This is a genomic window from Xanthobacter nonsaccharivorans, from assembly GCF_043194755.2.
GTDB classification, from domain to species: domain Bacteria; phylum Pseudomonadota; class Alphaproteobacteria; order Rhizobiales; family Xanthobacteraceae; genus Xanthobacter; species Xanthobacter autotrophicus_G.
Map to the genome: position 1 here is coordinate 3,498,147 of NZ_CM195526.1, position 16,524 is coordinate 3,514,670.

The window sequence follows — 16,524 nt, forward strand, 5'->3', positions numbered from 1 at the left end:
TCAGGGAGTAAGACCGATGAAGGTGAAGGCCGGTGTCGCCCAGGTGGGCGCGGTTCCGTTCGACGTGGAGGCCTCGCTCGCCAAGGCGGAGGCGTGGATCGCCAAGGCCGGGGCCGAGGGCTGCCAGATCGTGGTGTTCCCGGAGGCGTTCCTCTCCGTCTACCCGAAGGGGTCGGACTTCGACATCTCCATCGGCGTGCGCACCGGGCGGGGGCGTGACGAGTTCCGCCGCTATTTCGATGCCGCCATCACCGTGCCCGGGCCGGAGACGGAGCGCATCGGCAAGGCGGCCGCCGCGGCGCAGACCTATGTGGTCATCGGCGTGATGGAGCGCGAGCTCGGCACGCAATATTGCACCGTGCTCTATTTCGGCCCGGACGGCGCGCTGCTGGGCAAGCATCGCAAGCTGATGCCCACCGCCGGCGAGCGCCTCGCCTGGGGCTTCGGCGACGGCTCCACCCTCCCCGTCTTCGACACGCCCATCGGCAAGATCGGCGCGGTGATCTGCTGGGAGAACTACATGCCCATGCTGCGCATGGCCATGTACGCCAAGGGCGTCTCCCTCTATTGCGCCCCCACCGCCGACGACCGGGAGACCTGGCTGCCCACCATGCGCCACATCGCGCTGGAGGGCCGCTGCTTCGTGCTCTCCACCTGCCAGGTGGTGAAGCGCGGGGATTTCCCGCAGGACTATCGCTGCTCCGTCTCGGATGATCCGGACGCCATCCTCATGCGCGGCGGGGCGGTGATCATCGATCCGCTCGGCCAGGTGCTGGCCGGCCCCGTCTTCGACACCGAGGCCCTGCTCACCGCCGAGCTCGATCTGGACGACCTCGCCCGCGCCAAGTTCGACTTTGACGTCGCCGGCAATTATGCACGGCCGGACGTGTTCACCCTCACGGTGAACGAGACGCCCCAGCAGGCGGTGAGCCTGAAGGCGTGACACGCGCGGGGCATGCATTGTCCCGCGATTTCCTCCATTCTCGCGGCGCAATTCCCCGCGCCGCGAGAGACGCGTTTCATGGACATGGAAGACAAGCTCGCCAAGATCGGCATCACCGGAAAGCTCTTCAAGCTCTACCTCGCGGCGGTGGAGCTGGGGGAGGCGCCGGTGCAGGAGGTGGCGGCCCGCGCCGGCCTCGCCCGCACCACCGCCTACGACGTGCTGGAGCGCCTCGAGCAGGAGGAGCTCATCCGCATCGAGGAGCGGGGCGGCCGGCGCTACGTGGTGGCGGAGGACCCGGTGGGCATGCTCCAGCGCCTGGAGCTGAAGAAGCAGGTGATCGGCGACCTGATGCCGCAGATCCGCTCCCTCTACAACCGCGCCAAGGGCAAGCCGCAGATCCGCTTCTACGAGGGGGAGGAAGGCATCCAGACGGTGCTGTGGGATACCCTCACCTGCCAGAGCGGCATCCTGCGCGGCATCCTCTCCATGAACGAGCTGATCGAGACGCCGGGCCTCGCCGAGATGGACGTCTATATCGCCGAGCGGCTGAAGCGCGCCATCACCCTGAAGGTGCTGCGCTCGCGCGACAAGGAGGTGGAGCGGATCTGGCCCTCCGGCGCCGAGCAATTGCGCGAGCTGCGCTACGCTCCGGAAGGCATCAGCCTGGGCGTCACCCAGTACGTCTATGACGACAAGGTGGCCATCGTCTCCTCGAAGCGGGAGAATTACGGCCTCATCATCGAGAGCGAGGACTTCGCCCGCCTCCAGTCGGTGCTGTTCGAGACCCTGTGGTCCATCTCCAGCCCCGTGGCGGCGTCCCCCGCATCTCCCACCCCCGCCCCGCGCCGCGCCGCAAATGGACGCAAGCGGGGGGAGGAGGCATAGAGGCGCCCCTCAGCGCCAGCCGAGGGCGGGGGCCACGTGCTTCAGGATCGCCTCGATCACATGGGCGTTGTAGTCCACGCCCAGCTGGTTGGGCACGGTGAGGAGCAGCGTGTCCGCCTCGGCGATGGCCTCGTCGGCGGCGAGCTGCTTCACCAGGACGTCCGGCTCAGCGGCATAGCTGCGGCCGAAGATGGCGCGGGTCTTCTCGTCGATGAAGCCCACGTGGTCGTCCTCCTGCCCGCTGCCGCCGAAATAGGCGCGGTCGCGGTCGTCCACGAGGGCGAAGATGGAGCGGCTCACCGACACCCGCGGCGCGCGAGCGTGGCCGGCCTCCGCCCAGGCGGCGCGATAGGTGCGGATCTGCTCCGCCTGCTGCACGTGGAAGGGCTTGCCGTTCTCGTCGTCCTTCAGGGTGGAGCTCTGCAGGTTCATGCCCAGCTTGGCTGCCCACACAGCGGTGGCGTTGGAGCTGGCGCCCCACCAGATGCGCTCGCGCAGCGCCTCGGACACCGGCTCGACGCGCAGGAGCCCGGGCGGATTGGGGAACATGGGGCGCGGGTTGGGCTCGGCGAAGCCGACGCCCCGGAGCACGTCGAGGAACACTTCCGCATGGCGGCGGGCCATGTCGGCGGCGGTCTCCCCCTCGGCCGGCCGGTAGCCGAAATAGCGCCACCCGTCGATCACCTGTTCGGGCGAGCCCCGGCTGATGCCGAGCTGGAGGCGCCCGCCGGAGATGAGGTCGGCGGCGCTGGCGTCCTCCACCATGTAGAGGGGATTCTCGTAGCGCATGTCGATGACGGCGGTGCCGATCTCGATGCGGCTGGTCCGCGCGCCCACCGCCGCGAGCAGCGGAAAGGGCGAGGAGAGCTGCTGGGCGAAGTGATGCACGCGGAAATAGGCGCCGTCCGCCCCCAGCTCCTCCGCCGCCACGGCGAGATCGATGGATTGCAGCAGCGTGTCCGCCGCCGAGCGTGTCTGGGAATGGGGCGAGGGCGTCCAGTGCCCGAACGAGAGGAAGCCGATCTTTTTCACGGGATTGCACTGCACCACGGTGAGGGGAGGCCCGGAACCTACGACGCCACGGCCGGGATTGCACCCGTGCCGCCCCCCTCATGCCGCGATGGTGAAGTCCACGCAGCCGCCGTGTGGTTCCGGCTGCGACGCGGGCCGCCGCCGGCCCTGGCGTCCCCGGTCTTCTTTCAGATGGTCATGCCCCGGCTGGTCCGGGGCCTCCCCCCATCCGCGACGGAATGTCGGAAAACGCGGGGGAAGAGCAAGCCGCGCCGTGGATGCCCCGGACCAGCCGGGGCATGACGCCTCTCCCCAACAACGGCGCTCCCGGGAGACGGCCGAAAAGCGCCCCCCAAAGGCGCCTGGTCAGGGCGCGCCCGTCCGCTCGCCCCCGCCGCCGAGCCGACCGAACAGGTAGCCGACCGCCCCGGCGAGGATGAGCAAGGCGGCCCCGACGAGATCGGGCGACAGGGCGCCCGCCGCCGCGCCGGATGCAGCGCCCCGGAGCTCGCTCCCCGCATAGCCGGCAAGCACAGCTGCGACGAGGAGCAGGAGAAGCTGCCCCGGCCTCCATGCGCCGGGGCCAACGGGCGTCCCGGCAGGCACGCCGCGCGCCGTCCGGGCCGGCGCCGGCGCGGCCACCGCCTTCGGCGCGTCGACCGTCCCCGCGTCTCCCGCGGCGCCGGCGCCGGAGGCCGGCCCGGCCCCCTCCTCCGCCTGCTGAGCCGCGATCTCCTGCGCGAAGCGCTTGAAGAAAGCGGCGGACATCTGCTTTGCCGTGGCGTCAATGAGGCGCGCGCCAAGCTGGGCGAGCTTGCCGCCCACCTGTGCGGTGACTTCATAGCGCAGCAGCGTGTCCGCGCCGTCCTCCTCCAGCCGCACCACGGCCTCGCCCCTGGCGAAGCCGGCGACGCCCCCCTGCCCCTCGCCGATGATGCGATAGCTCGCGGGCGGGTCGAGGTCGGAGAGAGTGACCGCGCCCTGGAAGCGGGCGCTCACGGGCCCCACCTTCAGCACCACCGTCGCCGCCATGGCGGTGTCGGAGGTCTTCACCAGCTCCTGGCAGCCGGGGATGCAGACCTTCAGCACCTCCGGATCGTTCAGGGCCCGCCAGACCACCGCACGGGGGGCCGGAATGCGCTGCTCGCCGCTCATGTCCATGGTGTCGTCTCCCCTTGCCCGTCAGGCCGGCGCGCCGCCGCCGAAATCCACCACCAGCCGCACCACGGAGCCGTCGTGCAGCCGGTCGAAGCCTTCGTTGATGTCCTCGAGCGCGATGGTGCCGCTCATCAGCCGGTCCACCGGCAGGCGGCCCGCCTTGTAAAGCTCCATGTAGCGCGGCACGTCGCGCACCGGCACGCAGGTGCCGATATAGCTGCCCTTCAGCGTGCGCTCCTCCGCCACCAGGCTCACGATGTTCACCGGCAGCGTGGCATCGGGCGGCGGCAGGCCGGCGGTCACCGTGGTGCCGCCGCGCCGGGTCATGCGGTAGGCATTCTCCAGCGCCCGGGCGGAGCCGGCGAACTCGAAGGCGAAATCCGCCCCGCCACCGGTGAGCGCGCGCACCTGCTCCACCGCATCGGCGGCGCGGGCATCCACCGCGTGGGTGGCGCCGATCTCCAGGGCGAGGGCGAGCTTCTCCGGCGCGAGGTCCACCGCCACCACCCGAGCGGCACCCGCCGCCCTGGCGCCCAGCACGGCCGCAAGGCCCACGCCGCCGAGGCCCACCACCACCGCGGTTTCCCCGGCCTGGATCCGCGCCGTGTTCACCACCGCGCCGACCCCCGTGAGCACGGCGCAGCCGAACAGGGCGGCAATGGCGAGGGGGATATCCTTGTCTATCTGAACCAATGAACGGCGGGACACCACCGCATATTCGGCAAAGGCCGAGCAGCCGAGATGGTGATGGATGGTCTCCTCACCCTCGTGCAGGCGAATGGCGCCGGTGAGCAGCTCGCCCTTGCCGTTGGCCGCGGCGCCCGGCTCGCACAGGGCCGGGCGGCCCTGCGAGCAGGGCTGGCAATGGCCGCAGCTGGGCATGAACACCATGACCACGTGGTCGCCGGGCGCAAGGTCGGTGACGCCGGCGCCCGCCTCCACCACCACGCCAGCGGCCTCATGGCCGATGGCCATGGGCAGGGGACGCGGACGGCTGCCATTGATGACGGAAAGGTCCGAATGGCACAGGCCGGCGGCCGCAATCCTCACCAGCACCTCGTCACGGCCCGGCGGATCGAGCTCCACCTCCTCGATCCCCAGCGGACGGCTCGCCCCATAGGGCAGTGGCGCGCCCATGGCGCGCAGGACGGCGGCTTTGATCTTCATGGCGGGGTGCTCCTTCATCATCCGGCCCGTGCGCAGGGGGACCTCGGCAGCTTGACATGCTGTATCATAGTCTAATAATGCAAGTCACTAGGGATCGGAAACGCAGATGCCGGAGCAGAACGCATGAAGCCCGCCCGGTTCGATTATGTTCGCGCCGAGAGCATCGCCCACGCGGTGGAGGTGCTGGCCGGCGCGGGGGGAGACGGCAAGATCCTCGCCGGCGGCCAGAGCCTGATGCCCATGATGAACTTCCGGCTGGTGAAGCCGTCGGTGCTGGTGGACATCAACCGCATCGCCGGCCTCGACCGCATGGAGCAGCGCGGCAACCGGCTCCTGCTCGGCGCGCTGGTGCGCCACCGCATGACGGCGCAGGACCCGCTCGTCGCCCGGCACATCCCCGTGCTGCATCACGCCATGAAGCATGTGGCGCACCTCACCGTGCGCAACCGGGGCACCTTCTGCGGCAGCGTCTGCCATGCCGATCCCGCCGCCGAGATGCCCATGATGACCCTGCTGCTCGACGGCCTCGTCCACATCGCCGCGCCGCGCGGTGCACGCACCCTGCCGGCGCGGGACTTCTTCCTGGGCTCCCTCGTTACCGCCCTGGCGCCGGACGAGCTCGTCACCGGCATCGAGCTGGAGGTCCCCGCGCCCGGCACCGGCTGGGGCTTCGAGGAGTTCGCCCGCCGCCACGGCGACTACGCCCTCGCGGCCGTGGCCGTCACCCTGCGGCGGGAGGGAGGGCGCATGCGCGACGTGCGCATCGCCGTGATGGGGGTGGCCGACCGGCCCCTTCGGCTTGAAGCCGTCGAAGCTGCCCTCGAAGGTCAGGAAGGTGGCGGGGTTGCCATCGGCGAAGCCGTCGAACGTCTCAAGGCCTCCGTGACCCCGAACTCGGACCTCAACGCCTCAGCCGACTACCGCCGCCATCTGGTCAGCGTGCTGGCCCGCCGGGCGCTGGCCGCCGCCTGGGACCGCGCCGAAATCCCGGCCGGGGAGATCGCCGCATGAGCGATGCTGCGACAATCACACTTATTGTCAATGGCTTGAGCATGACGCGCACGGTCGATGCGCGGCTGCTGCTGAGCGACTTCCTGCGCCACGAGCTGGGCCTGACCGGCACCCACGTGGGCTGCGAGCACGGGGTCTGTGGCGCCTGCACCATCCTCCTCGACGGCCGCAGCGCCCGCTCCTGCCTCACCCTGGCGATCCAGGCGGACGGAGCGATGATCGAGACCGTGGAAGGACTTGGCCGCATCGATGAGCTGGGCCGGGTGCAGCAGGCCTTCCGCCATCATCACGCCCTCCAGTGCGGCTTCTGCACCCCCGGATTCCTGATGGCGATCACCGACATGCTGCGCCACCATAGCCTTGAAAACGATGAGGAAATCCGCGAGGCGCTGTCCGGGAACATCTGCCGCTGCACCGGCTACGAGCACATCGTCAACGCCGTCCGCGAGCTGGCGCGGGAGAGGGGACCGCTGAAGTGACGGGCATCGATCCTTCCGTGGAACTGCGCCCCAGGCTGGTCGGCCAGCGCATCCGGCGCACCGAGGATCCACGCCTCCTCACCGGCAATGGCCGCTACGTGGACGACCTCTCCCCGCCCGGCCTCCTGCACCTCGCGGTGCTGCGCAGCGACCAGCCCCATGCGCGCATCCGCGCCGTCGACGTGGGCGAAGCCTTTGCGATTCCAGGCGTTGTCGCCATATTCGATGCGAGCGATATCGCCGGCGACTTCCATCCTGCGGTCCCCACCTCTCGCATGAAGGGCTATCACGCCACCCCCTTCCGCCCCCTCGCCGAGGGCAAGGTGCGCTATGTGGGCGAGCCCGTGGTCGCCGTGGTGGCCGAGAGCCGGTATGCGGCCGAGGACGCGCTGGAGGCGATCCGCGTCACCTACGAGCCCCTGCCCTTCGCCATCCGGCAGGTGGACGCGGTGGCCGACGACGCCCCGCTCCTCCATGAGGAGGCGGGCACCAACGTCATCGTCTCCCGCACCTTCGCCCGTGGCGACGTGGACGCAGCGCTGGCGCTGGCTGCCGTGGTGGTGAAGGGGCGCTTCCGCATGACGCGCAAGAGCCCCATGCCCATGGAGGACCGCTCCTACCTGGCGGAATGGGACCGTCGCCGGCAAGCGATGACGCTGCATTCCTCCACCAACATCCCCGGCATCATCCGCGACGTTCTCGCCGGCTGCCTGGACCTGCCCGGCAGCCGCATGCGGGTCGTGGCGCCGGAGGTGGGCGGCAGCTTCGGCGGCAAGGGCTCGCTGAACCACGAGGAAATGCTGGTCTGCGTGCTGGCGCGCAAGCTGGAGCGGCCGGTGAAGTTCGTGGCCGACCGCATGGAAGACCTCACCGCCATGAGCCAGGCCTTCGACGAGCTGATCGAGGCGGAGCTGGCGGTGGATGCGGAGGGCCATCTCCTCGGGCTCAAGGCGGACGTGATCGGCGACATCGGCGCCTATTCCATCTACCCCTGGACCGGCGCGCTGGAGCCTGTGCAGGTGGTGAGCTTCCTGCCCGGTCCCTACCGCATGGAGCATTATCAGGGACGCGTGCGCGGCGTGCTCACGCCGAAGCCGCCCACCGGCCCCTATCGCGGGGTCGGCCGTCCCTCCTCCACCTTCGCCATGGAGCGGCTCATCGAGATGGCGGCCCGCAAGCTCGGCATGGACCCGGTGGAGATCCGCCGGCGCAACCTGGTGAAGGCGGAGGAATTTCCCTATCGCACCGGCTCAGGCATCATCTGGGACCGCTCGGCGTTCCAGGAATGCCTGGAAGGAGTCTGCGCCCATGTGGACTATCCCGCGCTGGTCGCGGCACGCGATGCCGCCCGCGCCGAAGGCCGGTGGGTCGGCATCGGGCTTGCGAGCTATGCGGAGCTGACCGGAATCGGCTCGCGCATCGCCGTGGCGCCCGGCATGCCCATCAATACCGGCACGGAAACCTCCATCATCCGCATCGACGCCACCGGCGCGGTGACCGCCGCCTTCGGCATCTCCTCCCACGGGCAGGGGCTGGAGACGACGCTCGCCCAGGTGGTCGCCGACGAGCTCGGCTGCCGGATCGAGGATGTGGAGATCCAGCACGGCGACAGCGCCCTCGTGCCCATGGGCACGGGCACCTACGCCAGCCGCTCGGCGGTGCTGGGCGGCGGTGCGGCCACCATGGCCGCGCGGGTGGTGAAGGCGAAGGTGCTGAAGGCCGCCGCCTTCCTCATGGACGTGCCGGTGGAGGACCTCGACGCCGGGGGCGGCCTCATCCGTGCCCGCTCCTCCAACGCCACCATGACGTTCAAGGAACTGGCCCACGCCGTCTATGCGCAGATGGGGCGCATCCCGCACGAGCAGCGGGAGGACCTCGTCGCCTCAGAGACCTACGATCCCTATCTCGGCACGGCCTGCTCCTCCACCCATCTGGCCATGGTCGAGATCGACCCCGGCACCTACGGCGTCACGGTCGCGCGCTTCGCTGTGGCGGAGGATTGCGGGCGCATCATCAACCCGCTGATCGTCGACGGGCAGGTCCACGGCGCAGTGGCACAGGGCATCGGCGCGGCGTTGCTGGAAGAGGTGGTGCACGACGCGGAGGGCCAGCTCCTGACCGCCAGCCTCGCCGATTATCTCGTGCCGGTGGCGACCACCATGCCGGACATCGGCATCGTTCATGTGGAAGCGGACCTGCCGAACACGCTCGGTGGCTTTCGCGGCATGGGGGAAGGCGGCACCATCGGCGCGCCGGCAGCCATCGCCAATGCGGTCTCCGATGCCCTTTCCCACCTCGGCATCGAGGTGGATACGCTGCCGGTGACACCCGAGCGCATCTTCCGCCTGGTGGCGGCCGCTCGTGGCTCCGCGCAAGGCTGAGCCACTTCTCGCCGCGGGCTCCTCAAAAAAGCGGGCGTCGGTCCCGAGGGGATCCGACGCCCGCCCCTTCGCGGGAAGGCCGGTGCAGCGGCGTGGTCAGGGCATCGGCGGCACCATCTCCTTCAACCGGAAGCGGATGATCTTGCCCGAGCCGGTGCGCGGGATCTCGTCCACCTGATGCACCACGTGCGGAACCTTGTAGGACGACAGGTGGATGCGGCAGTGGTCGAGCAGGAGGGCGGCGTCGAATCCCGCGTCGCGCGGCACCACGTAGAGCGCGGGAACCTCGCCGAGCTGGGGGTGCGGAACCCCGGCCACTGCGCAGTCGAGCACGCCCGCGAAGGCGAGCACCACCTCCTCGATCTCGGCGGGCGCGATGTTCTGCCCGCCACGAATGATCAGCTCCTTGAGCCGGCCGGTGATGGTGACGAAGCCGTTGCGATCCGCCCTGGCGAGGTCGCCGGAGTGGTACCAGCCGTTGCGCAGGGCCCTCTGCGTTTCCTCCGGCTTGTTGTGATAGCCGCGCATCACGTTAGGCCCGCGGACGATCAGCTCGCCTTCCTCGCCCGCGTCGAGGTCACGCAGGCTTGCCGGATCGACGATGCGCAAGGCGACGCCCGGCAGGGGCAGCCCGCATGACCCCATGACCCGGCCCGAGGAGGCCGCGTTCATGGTCACCATGGTGGAGGTTTCGGTGATGCCGTAGCCATCCAGCAGGGGCACATGGAAGGCCGCCTCGAAGGCGGCGTTGAGCGTCGCCGGCATGATCGCCCCGGCGGATACGCACACCCGGAGGCCCTGTAGCCGCTCACGCCCCTCCGCCTGCGCCGCCTCCATGAGATAATGGAACATGGTGGGCACGCCGGGAAAGACTGTGAACTCGCCGGTATCGATGAGGCGCATCATCTCTCGGGTGGAATACTTCTCCAGAATGTATTCGCTGGCGCCCGTGGCGATGATGGAGAGCACCGAGAAATTGAGCGCATAGGAGTGGAACAGCGGCAGCGGCGAGAGCACGGCATCGTCCGCCGAGAGCCCCACCACCGGGGCCCAGCACGCGGCTGTCACCCACAGCATGCTGCGACAGGTGAGCAGCACGCCCTTCGCCCGTCCCGTTGTGCCGGACGTGTAGATGATGAAGGACACGGCGTCGATGTCCGTGGGATCGCGCGGCGGCGCGGCCGGTGGCATCTGCGCCAGCGCCAGGAAGCTGCGCAGGTCTCCCGCAGGGGCGTCCACAAGGAGGAGACCGGCGACGCTCGGCGCCTCGGCGCGCAGGCCCTCCACCATAGCGGCGCGCGAGACGGTGGTGATCACGATCCGGCACGCCGCATCGGAGAGGCGATAGGAAACCTCGCCCGCGCTCGCCTCGGCGCTGATGGGCACCGCCACGGCTCCGGCCCGCACGATGGCAAGGCAGGCCTCCACCCAGGCGACGGAATTCGGCAGGAAGATCGCCACGCGATCTCCCACCCCCACGCCAAGGCCGGCGAGGTGGCCCGCCAGATGGGCGGTGCGCTGCTCCAGTTGCGCATAGGTGACGGAGCGCCCCGCATCGCGGAACGCGACCTTGGCTCCGCGTTCCGCCGCGTGGCGCCGCAGCAATTCCGGAACGGGAGCGATGAGATCGGCCTTGAGCATGGTTTCCTCCACTATTGCGACCACGTTCTCGGTGCGTGGCTTCGCTCAGACCATGCAGAAGCCGCCAGAGATGCTGATCACCTGGCCGGTGATCCACGACCCCTTCGGCGAGGCGAGGAGCGCGACGGCGGGAGCGATATCCTCCGGCTGGCCGAGGCGGCGCAGGGGATAGAATTTCGTGAGCTTGTCGCGGTTGGCCTCCACCCAGGCGCGGTCATGGGCGGTCTCGATGAGGCCGAGGGAAATGGTATTCGCCGTTACCCCGAAACGGCCGAATTCCCGCGCCAGCGACTTCATGAGCGCGATCACCCCCGCCCGCGCCGCCGCCACGATGGCGAGGCCGGATTCGCCGACGCGCGAGCTGTCCCCCACCACGGCGATGAGGCGGCCATCTCCCCCCTTCTCAAGATGCGGGGCGGCCGCGTGGGCAAGGTGGATGGCGCCATAAAGGCAGGTGTCGATCTGCGCCTTCCACTCCTTCTCGGTGCTGTCGGTGAACTTCTGGCGAATGGCCAGGCCGGCGTTGTTCACCACGATGTTGAGGCCGCCGAAATCGCTGACGACCGCCTCCACCATGCCTTTCACGGCGGCCAGATCAGCCACGTCCGCCTTGTAGGCGTTAGCGCTACCGCCCAGCGCGCGGATCTCGTCCACCACCGCCAGCGCCTCGTCGGCGGAATTGCGGTAGTTCACCGCGACAGCGGCGCCTTCGGCCGCAAGCGCCAGCGAGATCTCGCGCCCCACGTCGCGCGCGCCGCCGGTGACGAGCGCCACCTTGCCCTTCAGGTTCAGATCCATGGAAACATGCCTTGTGCCAGATGTTGAAATGTCTTGGACAGCGAACGGGGAAGCGGCTTCACGCGTAGGCGTGCGCGCCCTTCCTGAGTGTCGCCCACTGGGCGTCGTCGTGGCCGCACAGGACGGTGGCTCCGGTGGCCTCTATCTTGCGGATTTCCGCGATTGACCGATGATGCTGATCCACGTCCCAGGTGTTCTTCGGCACCACGTCCGTATCGAGGCTCGACCGGAGGCTCACCGCGTCGGAGGCGAGAAGAAAGGCGCCGTCGCGATCAAGGGAGACCAGAGCGCCCGTGAGCCCCGGCGTGTGGCCGGGCAGGGGAATGAGGATGATACGGTCGTCGCCGAACAGGTCCTTCTCGCCGGTGATGATCTCCATGGGGTTCGGCTGGTCCCACTCCACGGGCAGATAGCCCGCCGCCTGCGCATTCTCCGCCCTGGCGGCTGCGAGCTCGGCCGCGTGCACCACCACCGTCGCCTTGCGGAAGAAGACGTTGCAGCCGCAATGGTCAGGATGGAAATGGGAGCAGACCACCACGTCGATGTCGTCCGCCCCGAGCCCCACGCAGGAGAGCTGCGAGATCACGTTGTCCTCGCGCCCCATGATGGGCGTCATGGCGCGCGCCACGCCGCCCCACCGCTCCTGCGCATCGGTGACCACGGACGGATGGCAGCCGGTGTCGAACAGCACGTTGCCCTGGGGGTGGCGCAGCAGGATGGAAGAGACCGGCAATTCGATGGTCTCGCTGCGGTCGGCGTCCGGCTGGTAGACGTGCTTCTTCATCCGAAGCCGGCCGCCTGTCAGTACATGCATCTTCATCGGCATTCCTCCATCGGTCCGGCACGGGCCCTAGCGCCCCTCGAAGCGCGCGGGCCGCTTCTCGGCGAAGGCGTTCCGCCCCTCCTGGTAGTCGAAGCTGCGCGAAGCCTCGTCGATCAGCCGTTGTGCCATGGCGAGGTCGAGCGCCCCCGGCCCCATGACGAGCCCGTCGAGGATGGTCTTCGCCCCGCTCACCGAAAGCGGGGCGTTGGCAGCAATACGTCCGGCGAAGGCCCGCGCGGCGGCGAGGGCGTCGTCCGCCACCTCGTCCGCGAAGCCGATCCTGAGCGCCTCCGTGGCATCAAGCCGGTCCGCCGCGTAGAGGATGCGCTTCGCCTGGGTCAGCCCCACCAGCGACAGCAGCCTCTGGGTGCTGCGCACGCCATAGACGATGGAGAGCCTGGCCGCAGGAATGCCGAAGATGGCGGAGGGGGCGGCGAAGCGGAAGTCGCACGACATGGACAGGTGGCATCCGCCGCCGAGGCAATAGCCGGACACCACGGCGATGGTGGGCTTGCCGGCCCCGGCGATCGCATCGGAGGAGGCATCCACCGCCTCCTCATAGGTGACGCTCTGCTCAACCGTGTGGCGCACCGCGGGAAACTCGGAAATGTCCGCGCCGACGCTGAAATCCTGCCCCGCTCCGGCGAGGAGGATCGCCCGCACGCCGGTGTCCGCTCCCAGGTCGCAGAAGATCCGCGCCACGTCCCGCCACATGGCCAGCGTCATGGCATTGCGCTGGGCCGCCCGGTTGAGCGTCACGGTGGCAATGCGATCCTGAACTTCGACTTCGATGTCCGGCACTCAAGCCTCCTGTCGTGATGCGTCGGCCGCGCCGACGGCAAGAGGAGAAAGAACAAGGCGTAGCTTTTCCGGCAAGGGGACCGGCCGGCTGGTGGCACGGTCCACATAGACATGGACGAAGTGCCCCTGCGCCGCGGCCACATCGTCCGCATCCCGAAACAGGCCGATCTCGTACCGCACGCTGGTCGTGCCGAGCCGGCCCACGCGCAGTCCGGCGGCAACCCTGGAGGGGAACGAGAGCGAGGAGAAGTATTGGCAGCGTGTCTCGGCCACCAGGCCGATGACGGGGCTGTTCTGAATGTTGAGCGCGCCCGTCTCGATCAGGTAATGGCCGACGGCCGTATCGAAGAAGGAATAGTAGACCACGTTGTTCACGTGACGGTAGACGTCGTTGTCCATCCAGCGCGTGGTGATCTCTCGAAAATGACGATAGTCCGACCGCCTCTCCGGCGTCACGCGCGCGCTCAAGGCCTGCCTCCCCGCCCGCAGAGGGGCCTGTCGTACAGAGTGAATGCCGAAGGCACAGGTCCAGCCGATGACACGTGGATCTCCTCCCTCTGGGCCGCAGTCGCAGGGTGGCGCCTGTCGATCAAATCATAGCTTGCATTAATAGACTAAAAATGGTGTTGTCAATGCCGTCTCCAGGGGCACAGCCGTGCAAGGCGCTGCCTTCAGAAGCATTTCTCGCATATTCGACAAGCTGTTGTTGCGATGCGAGAGGGCTTCACTCGGCATCTTTGGATGTTAGGTTCACTTAAGAAAGCAAAAGAACGGAGCGTGCCTGGCCCGGCCGGACGACAGCGGTTCCGGGGAATGAAGATGCACGCGCGTCACAGCGGAGGAAAGAATGCCCAGGATTGTTCACACGGTCACGATGTGCGCCGCGCTCGCCCTGTCCCTGCCCGCCCTCGCGCAGGCACCGGTGGCACCTCAGGTCCGGATCTCGAACGATGTGGTGAAGATCGGCGTGCTCACCGACATGTCCGGCCAGTTCTCCCATGAGTCAGGCGAGGGCTCCGTCGCAGCGGTGAAGATGGCCGTGGAGGACTTCGGGGGCAAGGTGCTCGGAAAGCCGGTCGAGGTCATAGTCGCCGATCACCAGAACAAGACCGAAATCGCCATCGCCAAGGCCAAGGAATGGTTCGACGTGGACCACGTGGACATGATCGCCAACCTCATCAATTCCGCCGTGGCGATCGGTGTTGCGGGCGTGGCCAAGGAGAAGAACGGCGTCGCCATCATCAACGGTTCCGGCTCCTCCCGCCTTACCAACGATTCCTGCACGCCCAACTCGATCCACTATGCCTATGACACCTACGCGCTGGCGGTGGGCACCGGCAACGCCTTGATCAAGCAGAACAAGAAGCGCTGGTTCTTCCTCACCGCCGACTATGCCTTCGGCCACGCGCTGGAAGCTGACACGGCCACGGTGGTGAAGGCCGGCGGGGGCGAGGTGGTGGGCGCGGTGCGCTATCCGATCAACACTCTCGACCACGGCTCGTTCATGCTCCAGGCGCAGGGCTCCGGCGCCGATGTCATCGCCGTTGCCGGATCGGGCACGGTGTTCATCAACGCGGTGAAGGCGGCGCACGACTTCGGCCTCACCCAGTCCGGAAAGCAGGCATTGGCCGGCCTGCTGGTCTGGATCACCGACATCCATTCCATGGGCCTCGAGGCGGCCCAGGGACTGGTGCTGACCAACGCCTTCTACTGGGACCGCGACGACGAGACCCGCGCCTTCTCCAGAAGGTTCGAGGCGCGCACGGGCCGCAAGCCGCACATGGGCGATGCCGGCGACTATTCCTCCACCATGCACTATCTGAAGGCGGTCCAGGCGGCCGGCACGGACGAGGCACAGGCGGTGATGGCGAAGATGCGCGAGCTGAAGGTCAACGACTTCTTCGCCAAGAACGGCTACATCCGCATCGACGGCCGCTTCGTGCACGACATGTATGTCTACCAGGTCAAGGCCCCGTCGGAATCCAAGTATCCCTGGGATTATTACAAGCTCGTCACGGTCATTCCCGGCGACCAGGCGTTTCGACCCTTGTCCGAGAGCCAGTGCCCGCTCGTAAAGAAGTAAGCGAGGCCGCACCGGTACGGGCAGCAAAGGCGGCTTCGCGCTGAAGCCGCCTTTATCATTCGGGCGTGTCGACGGCCTGCGCCACGAAGATGCGCTCCATGCGATCGCCGGCTTCGGGCGCCCCGTATTTCGCCGGATCGTAATTGAGCCGGTAGCGCATGGCATGGGCCTCGATGGGCTGCTTGCACTGGTCGCAGATGACCACCGCGGAGAAGTCGTGGCCGCAGTCGAGATGGGTGAGGATGAGCGGCGGGTCGCCCCCGGCGAGCCATCGATCCCCCCAGGCCGCCATGGTGATGAAGGCACCGTAGAGGTCCTTGCCCATCTCCGTCAGCCGGTATTCGTAGCGCTCCGGCAAGTCCTGATACTTGATGCGCTCGAACACGCCGCGCGCGACGAGCCGGCCCAGGCGCTCGGTGAGGATGTTCGGCGCGATCTTCAGCTCGCTCTGCAGCTTGTCGAAGCGGCGCACGCCGAAGAACGCCTCCCGCAGGATGAGGAAGCTCCAGCGGTCGCCGATGATCTCGAGGGACCGTGACACCGAGCTTGGCCGTCCCCGCGAAAAATTTGCAGATTCCGCCGTCCGCCGCGCCCGCTTCGCCGCCTCCACCGGCGTGCGACCGGCACCGGGCCCGTCGCGGTAGCGCACGCGCGTCGCCTTCACCTCGCCAAGGCAATGGGAGCAGGCGACATAGGGTTGGCACGGCTGCCCGCAGGTGGCGTGGATGAGCCTGAGCGGCGGGCCCTCTGCCCCGGAAAGCCAGCGGTCCCCGAACCGGATCAGGGCGACGAAGCTCGGGTAGAGATCCATGCCGCAGCGGGTGAGGTGATATTCGACCCGGCTCGACTTTGCCGAATAATGCACCTGCCGGAAGATGCCGCGCAGGGTGAGGCGCTTGAGGCGCTCAGCCAAGGTGCCTCTGGGCAAGCCCAGCGCGGTTCGGAACTCCTCGAATCGCCGCGCGCCGAAGAAGGCCTCGCGGATGATGAGGAAGCTCCAGGCATCGGATACGATGGAAATGGTGCGGCCGACCGAGCAATTGCGCTCGAAGAGCTGGACGGTGCTGCTGCGCGTTTCACGCTTCGCCGTGCGCGGAAGGGGCGCACGCTGGTCCGTCGACATATCTCTTGCGTCTCCGCGTCGCTCTGTTGGTTCAGATATAATATGAACTATGCGGCCCGTCTCGGAAACGGCGTGCAATTGTTGCCGTGATGAAGCTGGATCCTCTCAAGGGCTCAAGGGAGGTCAGTGCCCAGGGCACGGCGACCAGCGGCCGCGTATTTCCGCAGGCGGCGACGGCCCCACACGGCTCCGCGATCGGGACACGCGCAGCGGAGGA

15 protein-coding genes are annotated in these 16,524 nt (G+C 68.3%); 6 read left to right on the forward strand and 9 right to left on the reverse strand.

Annotated elements, in window-relative coordinates; all coding sequences use genetic code 11:
* Nucleotides 1-16: 16 nt before the first annotated feature.
* Nucleotides 17-943, forward strand: coding sequence for a nitrilase-related carbon-nitrogen hydrolase (locus V5F59_RS16025; RefSeq protein ID WP_393976206.1), 927 nt, complete (start codon nucleotides 17-19; stop codon nucleotides 941-943).
* Nucleotides 944-1,021: 78 nt separating this feature from the next.
* Complete coding sequence (locus V5F59_RS16030) at nucleotides 1,022-1,831, forward strand: TrmB family transcriptional regulator (protein WP_393976207.1); 810 nt, start codon at nucleotides 1,022-1,024, stop codon at nucleotides 1,829-1,831.
* Nucleotides 1,832-1,840: 9 nt separating this feature from the next.
* On the opposite strand, the gene V5F59_RS16035 is transcribed toward V5F59_RS16030, so the two are convergent.
* The 3 genes from V5F59_RS16035 to V5F59_RS16045 form a co-directional block, all read right to left on the reverse strand.
* Complete coding sequence (locus V5F59_RS16035; protein ID WP_393976208.1) at nucleotides 1,841-2,863, reverse strand: LLM class flavin-dependent oxidoreductase; 1,023 nt, start codon at nucleotides 2,861-2,863, stop codon at nucleotides 1,841-1,843.
* 345 nt (nucleotides 2,864-3,208) lie between these two features.
* Nucleotides 3,209-4,003 (reverse strand): SRPBCC family protein, encoded by a 795-nt coding sequence (locus tag V5F59_RS16040; RefSeq protein WP_393976209.1) that lies wholly within the window; start codon nucleotides 4,001-4,003, stop codon nucleotides 3,209-3,211.
* A 21-nt stretch (nucleotides 4,004-4,024) separates the two neighbouring features.
* Nucleotides 4,025-5,167, reverse strand: coding sequence for a zinc-dependent alcohol dehydrogenase family protein (locus V5F59_RS16045; RefSeq protein ID WP_393976210.1), 1,143 nt, complete (start codon nucleotides 5,165-5,167; stop codon nucleotides 4,025-4,027).
* A gap of 123 nt (nucleotides 5,168-5,290) precedes the next feature.
* On the opposite strand from V5F59_RS16045, the gene V5F59_RS16050 reads away from it, so the two are divergent.
* Genes V5F59_RS16050 through V5F59_RS16060 form a run of 3 tightly spaced genes read left to right on the forward strand, consistent with a single transcriptional unit; the run spans nucleotide 5,291 to nucleotide 9,038 of the window.
* Entirely contained in the window at nucleotides 5,291-6,178 is an 888-nt protein-coding gene (locus tag V5F59_RS16050; RefSeq protein ID WP_393976211.1) for an FAD binding domain-containing protein, read from the forward strand.
* Nucleotides 6,175-6,657 (forward strand): (2Fe-2S)-binding protein, encoded by a 483-nt coding sequence (locus V5F59_RS16055; protein WP_393976212.1) that lies wholly within the window; start codon nucleotides 6,175-6,177, stop codon nucleotides 6,655-6,657. Before V5F59_RS16050 ends, V5F59_RS16055 begins: the two co-directional genes overlap by 4 nt.
* A complete protein-coding gene (locus V5F59_RS16060; RefSeq protein WP_393976213.1) occupies nucleotides 6,654-9,038 on the forward strand; it encodes a xanthine dehydrogenase family protein molybdopterin-binding subunit in 2,385 nt (794 codons plus the stop codon). The genes V5F59_RS16055 and V5F59_RS16060 overlap by 4 nt, the downstream gene beginning before the upstream one ends.
* Nucleotides 9,039-9,134: 96 nt before the next feature.
* Here V5F59_RS16060 and V5F59_RS16065 read toward each other — a convergent pair whose 3' ends face one another.
* From V5F59_RS16065 to V5F59_RS16085, 5 genes are read right to left on the reverse strand one after another with little or no spacing between them, the layout of a single operon-like run.
* Nucleotides 9,135-10,679, reverse strand: coding sequence for a class I adenylate-forming enzyme family protein (locus V5F59_RS16065; RefSeq protein ID WP_393976214.1), 1,545 nt, complete (start codon nucleotides 10,677-10,679; stop codon nucleotides 9,135-9,137).
* Between the two features lie 45 nt (nucleotides 10,680-10,724).
* Nucleotides 10,725-11,477: an SDR family NAD(P)-dependent oxidoreductase gene (locus tag V5F59_RS16070; RefSeq protein ID WP_393976215.1), complete on the reverse strand. Its 753-nt coding sequence runs from the start codon at nucleotides 11,475-11,477 to the stop codon at nucleotides 10,725-10,727.
* Between the two features lie 58 nt (nucleotides 11,478-11,535).
* Complete coding sequence (locus tag V5F59_RS16075) at nucleotides 11,536-12,297, reverse strand: N-acyl homoserine lactonase family protein (RefSeq protein WP_393976216.1); 762 nt, start codon at nucleotides 12,295-12,297, stop codon at nucleotides 11,536-11,538.
* Nucleotides 12,298-12,327: 30 nt separating this feature from the next.
* Nucleotides 12,328-13,101, reverse strand: a complete 774-nt coding sequence (locus V5F59_RS16080) for an enoyl-CoA hydratase-related protein (protein WP_393976217.1) — start codon at nucleotides 13,099-13,101, stop codon at nucleotides 12,328-12,330.
* Complete coding sequence (locus V5F59_RS16085; RefSeq protein WP_393976218.1) at nucleotides 13,102-13,569, reverse strand: acyl-CoA thioesterase; 468 nt, start codon at nucleotides 13,567-13,569, stop codon at nucleotides 13,102-13,104.
* Nucleotides 13,570-13,948: 379 nt separating this feature from the next.
* Here V5F59_RS16085 and V5F59_RS16090 point away from each other — a divergent pair, with 379 nt between their 5' ends.
* Nucleotides 13,949-15,184, forward strand: coding sequence for an ABC transporter substrate-binding protein (locus V5F59_RS16090; RefSeq protein WP_393976219.1), 1,236 nt, complete (start codon nucleotides 13,949-13,951; stop codon nucleotides 15,182-15,184).
* Nucleotides 15,185-15,239: 55 nt separating this feature from the next.
* Here V5F59_RS16090 and V5F59_RS16095 read toward each other — a convergent pair whose 3' ends face one another.
* Nucleotides 15,240-16,307 carry a winged helix-turn-helix transcriptional regulator gene (locus V5F59_RS16095; protein ID WP_393976220.1) on the reverse strand — a complete coding sequence of 356 codons (1,068 nt, stop codon included), beginning with the start codon at nucleotides 16,305-16,307 and terminating at the stop codon, nucleotides 15,240-15,242.
* Between the last annotated feature and the right edge of the window lie 217 nt (nucleotides 16,308-16,524).

Bases quoted from the DNA above. Each gene is read 5' to 3' on its own strand.
- V5F59_RS16025 (WP_393976206.1), top strand. From the start codon at position 17: ATGAAGGTGAAGGCCGGTGTCGCCCAGGTGGGCGCGGTTCCGTTCGAC.
- V5F59_RS16030 (WP_393976207.1), top strand. From the start codon at position 1,022: ATGGACATGGAAGACAAGCTCGCCAAGATCGGCATCACCGGAAAGCTC.
- V5F59_RS16040 (WP_393976209.1), bottom strand. From the start codon at position 4,003: ATGGACATGAGCGGCGAGCAGCGCATTCCGGCCCCCCGTGCGGTGGTC.
- V5F59_RS16045 (WP_393976210.1), bottom strand. From the start codon at position 5,167: ATGAAGATCAAAGCCGCCGTCCTGCGCGCCATGGGCGCGCCACTGCCC.
- V5F59_RS16050 (WP_393976211.1), top strand. From the start codon at position 5,291: ATGAAGCCCGCCCGGTTCGATTATGTTCGCGCCGAGAGCATCGCCCAC.
- V5F59_RS16055 (WP_393976212.1), top strand. From the start codon at position 6,175: ATGAGCGATGCTGCGACAATCACACTTATTGTCAATGGCTTGAGCATG.
- V5F59_RS16065 (WP_393976214.1), bottom strand. From the start codon at position 10,679: ATGCTCAAGGCCGATCTCATCGCTCCCGTTCCGGAATTGCTGCGGCGC.
- V5F59_RS16070 (WP_393976215.1), bottom strand. From the start codon at position 11,477: ATGGATCTGAACCTGAAGGGCAAGGTGGCGCTCGTCACCGGCGGCGCG.
- V5F59_RS16075 (WP_393976216.1), bottom strand. From the start codon at position 12,297: ATGAAGATGCATGTACTGACAGGCGGCCGGCTTCGGATGAAGAAGCAC.
- V5F59_RS16090 (WP_393976219.1), top strand. From the start codon at position 13,949: ATGCCCAGGATTGTTCACACGGTCACGATGTGCGCCGCGCTCGCCCTG.
- V5F59_RS16095 (WP_393976220.1), bottom strand. From the start codon at position 16,307: ATGTCGACGGACCAGCGTGCGCCCCTTCCGCGCACGGCGAAGCGTGAA.